This window comes from Halalkalibacter oceani, from assembly GCF_023715705.1.
GTDB classification, from domain to species: Bacteria; Bacillota; Bacilli; order Bacillales; family Bacillaceae_D; genus Halalkalibacter; species Halalkalibacter oceani_A.
In genome coordinates this window covers 1-536 of record NZ_JAMBOS010000078.1, presented here as the reverse complement: position 1 = coordinate 536, position 536 = coordinate 1, and the positions used below count along the sequence as shown (strand labels likewise).

The 536-nt window shown below is 39.4% G+C and carries 1 protein-coding gene; it reads left to right on the top strand.

All coding sequences use genetic code 11. The annotated features are described in order from the left end of the window. Nucleotides 1-371, top strand: a 371-nt coding sequence (locus M3212_RS21720) for a transposase (protein WP_251195984.1), incomplete at its 5' end; no start/stop codon positions are given. Nucleotides 372-536: the final 165 nt, after the last annotated feature.

Here is a 536-nt window from a genome sequence, read left to right as displayed (position 1 = left end):
ATCGTTGGAAGATCGAGACCTTTTTCAAATGGATGAAACAGCACCTCACGTTCAAAACGTTCTATGGAAAGAGTGAGAATGCGGTGTGCAATCAAATCTGGGTCGCGCTCATCACGTACTGTTTACAAGTGCTTTTACAAGAGCAGCTGCAGCACAATGGTCCTTTACTCGAGATAAAGAAAACCCTACAGAATCTGTTGTTTAAAGGCTTTGACACCTTTCTTCGTTCGCTTTTTAGGCAACCAACACGCTTTTCAACAGGACGCCGAAAACAGAATTGGAAACAAGAGTTTCGAGTAATCGAGCACCAATTCGCAGAAGGTGAGGTGAGCCATCTAGACGACTTGACGTACGATCCACTGTTTAACTAGGAAAAATAATAAATGTAAAATTGTGGATAAGGACTACCATTTACTTACCTGTTGCCCTTTTTTCACTTTGACCTGAATAACATAAAATCTGAATGTTCAGACTTATATAAGTGACCAAAAAACAGTGATTTGACATTAGTAGAATTTATTTATGCAATGCTACTG